Origin of the sequence: Novosphingobium sp., assembly GCF_041915465.1 — a bacterium.
GTDB lineage: Bacteria > Pseudomonadota > Alphaproteobacteria > Sphingomonadales > Sphingomonadaceae > Novosphingobium.
This window is the reverse complement of sequence record NZ_JAYSBK010000170.1, coordinates 1-3,087: the sequence shown is the minus strand read 5'-3', so window position 1 is coordinate 3,087 and position 3,087 is coordinate 1. Positions and strand designations below refer to the sequence as shown.

The window sequence follows — 3,087 nt, the reverse complement described above, 5'->3', positions numbered from 1 at the left end:
GCCTCTACCAGCAGCTTCAGGATTTTCTGGGCGAACCAGGGGTCGCGCATCTGGATCGGCGAAATGTTGACCGACAGGGTCAGCTTCGGATCCCAGGCCCGCGCATCGGCCAGTGCCTGGCTGATGACACTTTCGGAAAGCTCGGCGATAAGGCCCATCTCTTCGGCCACGGGAATGAAGATCTCGGGGCTGACGACGCCCAGCTTGGGTGAATTCCAGCGGGCAAGCATCTCGAAGCCGACAACCTCGCCGGTCGCAAGATCCACCTGCTTTTCATAATAGGGCACGAATTCGCCCAGCGGGATGCCGCGCCGGATGCCGCTCTCCAGCTCGCTGCGAAAGCGCAGTTCGGTCTCCATCGCGGGCTCGAACCAGTAGTAGCAATTCCGCCCGTGCGCCTTGGCGTAATACATCGCGATATCCGCCATGTGGAGCAGGGACTGGGCGTCCTGCGGTTCATCATGGCCATCGTTGCGAACCAACCCGACGGAAATCGAGGTCTCCAGCTCGCCGCTGCCATGCCGCAGCGGACGGGCGACGTCCTCAATCAGATGCCGCGCGAACTGGTCGATCGTCTCGGGCTTGTTGGCATCGAAGGGAATGACGCAGGCAAATTCGTCACCGCCGATCCGGCCCAGCAGCGCGGCAGGTGGCAGGATGCTGCGGATGCGCAGTGCCGTCTCGCGCAGCAGCGCGTCTCCGGCGTGGTGCCCGTGGACGTCGTTGACCTGTTTGAAGGAATCGAGGTCGAGCATGATGAAGGCCACCGCCTTGCCGGCCGGCGTCGCCGAAGCAATCAGCGCGTCGGTCTGCGGCGCGATCGAGCGGCGGTTGAGGCACCCGGTCAGCGGATCGCGCTCGGCCAGTTCCATCGCCTCGCTCTGGGCGCGGCGGCGTTCGCTGACTTCTGCGGCCAGTTCGCGATAGCGCCGCCAGCCGAAGATGATCAGGGCGATATTGAGCAGCAAGGCATTGGTCAGGACGCGGTCCGGCCCGCCGCCGTGCCCCGCAAGTCCGCGCACGATCCCGGACAGCACCGTCCCGCCGGTGCCCACGAACATGATGATTGCGGTCGCGGCAATCGCCAGTGCCACGACATCGCGCTTGGCCGAGCCAAGGCGCGGATCGTCCGATCCTTGCGGGCTACCAACATTCCTGAACGGCATGCGCATTGTTGGCTATCCCCTGTGCCAATCACACAGGGGATGCCATGAGGTGCTGAAATTTGCGTTAACTGGTAAATTACCTCTGAATAATCAGCTTCTTGCGATTCAGAGTTACTTTTTCAGGCCGATTTCGCGCAGGCGCTGCTGCAAAAATTCGTCCGCGGTGATCGAGACCGGATAGCGATCCGGATTCGCTTCCGAAATGCATTGCGGCAGGGTCACGATCGGGAAATCGGAGCGCAGGTGCAGAAAGAACGGCATCGAATAGCGGCTGAAAGCGGCGCGTTCGGGGTTGGGATTGCGCACCCGGTGGATAGTCGAGGGCAGCGCGTGATTGGTCATGCGTTCCAGCATGTCGCCGACGTTGATCACCATCGCGCCTTCGGGCGGCGAGGCGCTGATCCAGTTGCCGTCCTTGGTCAGCAGTTCAAGGCCGGCTTCCTCGGCTCCGAGCAGCAGGGTGATAAGGTTGATGTCGCCGTGGGCACCGGCGCGGATCGCTTCGCCTTCGACGTTCTGCAGCGGCGGATAGTGGAGCAGGCGCATCACCGAGTTGCCATCCTCGATCCCCTTGTCGAACCAGTGCTCGTCCAGCCCCAGATAGGTCGCAATGCGCGAAAGGATCGTCGCGCCGGTCGCGTCGAACTGGCGGTAGAGTTCGCTGAAGACAGCCTGGAAGCCTTCGGGGCGGGCGGGCCAGACATTGGGCGGCATTGAATCCGCCAGCGGGCTGCCATCGGGCAGGTCCCTTCCGATGTGCCAGAATTCCTTGAGGTCGTGCGCCTTGGCATCCTTGGCGATTTCTACGCCAAAGGGGGTGTAGCCGCGCGCACCGGCAATCGCCGGGTTGTGATAGCCGCGCTTTTCGTCCTCGGGCAGGGCGAAGAACTCTTCGGACAGCTTCCAGGCCTGGTCGATCAGCTCGCGGTCGATGTCGAAGTCCTTGACCATGGCAAAGCCAAAGGTCCTGAAGCTGTCGCCGATGGCCTTTGAAAAGCTCGCAGCATCGTCAGCCAGCGAAAGTACGGGGAGAGAGGTGAGGGGCATGTTGAGATAATCCGGAATTTGCGCTTATGGGCCGCCTGTAGACGGATTTACGAGTGGTGGCATGAGCAAAATCAAATCCTGCTGGCTGATGAAGTCGGAACCCGACGTTTACAGCTGGGATGACCTTGTTGCCGAGGGCGAAGGAACCTGGGACGGCGTGCGCAACTACACTGCGCGCAACAACCTGCGCGCCATGCAGCCGGGCGATCAGGTGTTCTTCTATCACTCGAATATCGGTGTCGAAATCGTTGGGATTGCAGAGATAACCCAGTCCAACATTCCCGACCCGAGCGATGACACCGGACGCTGGTCCGCGGTCAAGCTGAAGCCGGTGCGCAAGCTGCGCCGCCCCGTGACGCTCAAGGAAATCAAGGCCGATCCGGCGCTTGCGGACATGGAACTGCTGACCAAATTCCGCCTGTCGGTCTCAGGCGTCAAGCAGTCCGAATGGGATCACATCCTCAAGCTGGCCGAAGGCTGATTATTTACCGGCCTTCGCCCTGAGCCCCGAAACGGTTGCGCCGCCCGCGCTCAATTGCTCGACGTCGATGACCAGGTGCAGCAGGCGCAGTCCCGAGCGCGCCTTGGCCTCGGCCAGCGCAGCCGAGAACTGCGCGGTAGTTTCGACCCGCTGTGCCCAGCCGCCATAGGCCCGGGCGAGCGCCGCGAAATCCGGATTGGTCAGGTTGGTGCCGACGACCCGCGCGGGAAATTCGCGCTCCTGGTGCATCCGGATCGTTCCGTAGGCGCCGTTATCGACCAGCACGACCAGGATGTCGCAGCCGTATTGGACGGCGGTGGCCAGTTCCTGCCCATTCATCAGGAAGTCCCCGTCCCCGGCGAGTGCGATCACGGTCCGTTCGGGATGGCGCAG

General features: G+C 62.4%; 4 protein-coding genes. 1 reads left to right on the top strand and 3 read right to left on the bottom strand.

From position 1 onward, the window contains the following. Together ACE3SN_RS16560 and ACE3SN_RS16555 are read right to left on the bottom strand one after the other, a co-directional pair. On the bottom strand, positions 1-1,172 hold a 1,172-nt coding region (locus ACE3SN_RS16560), incomplete at its 3' end, for a putative bifunctional diguanylate cyclase/phosphodiesterase (protein ID WP_374531895.1). A gap of 105 nt (positions 1,173-1,277) precedes the next feature. Next, positions 1,278-2,213: an isopenicillin N synthase family dioxygenase gene (locus tag ACE3SN_RS16555; RefSeq protein WP_374531893.1), complete on the bottom strand. Its 936-nt coding sequence runs from the start codon at positions 2,211-2,213 to the stop codon at positions 1,278-1,280. Between the two features lie 61 nt (positions 2,214-2,274). On the opposite strand from ACE3SN_RS16555, the gene ACE3SN_RS16550 reads away from it, so the two are divergent. After that, positions 2,275-2,694 carry an EVE domain-containing protein gene (locus tag ACE3SN_RS16550; protein WP_374531891.1) on the top strand — a complete coding sequence of 140 codons (420 nt, stop codon included), beginning with the start codon at positions 2,275-2,277 and terminating at the stop codon, positions 2,692-2,694. Here ACE3SN_RS16550 and ACE3SN_RS16545 read toward each other — a convergent pair. Next, positions 2,695-3,087: thiamine pyrophosphate-dependent enzyme (locus ACE3SN_RS16545; RefSeq protein ID WP_374531889.1), on the bottom strand; the 393-nt coding region annotated here is incomplete at its 5' end.

Coding starts and splice junctions, on each gene's coding strand:
- ACE3SN_RS16555 (WP_374531893.1), bottom strand. CDS start 2,213: ATGCCCCTCACCTCTCTCCCCGTACTTTCGCTGGCTGACGATGCTGCG.
- ACE3SN_RS16550 (WP_374531891.1), top strand. CDS start 2,275: ATGAGCAAAATCAAATCCTGCTGGCTGATGAAGTCGGAACCCGACGTT.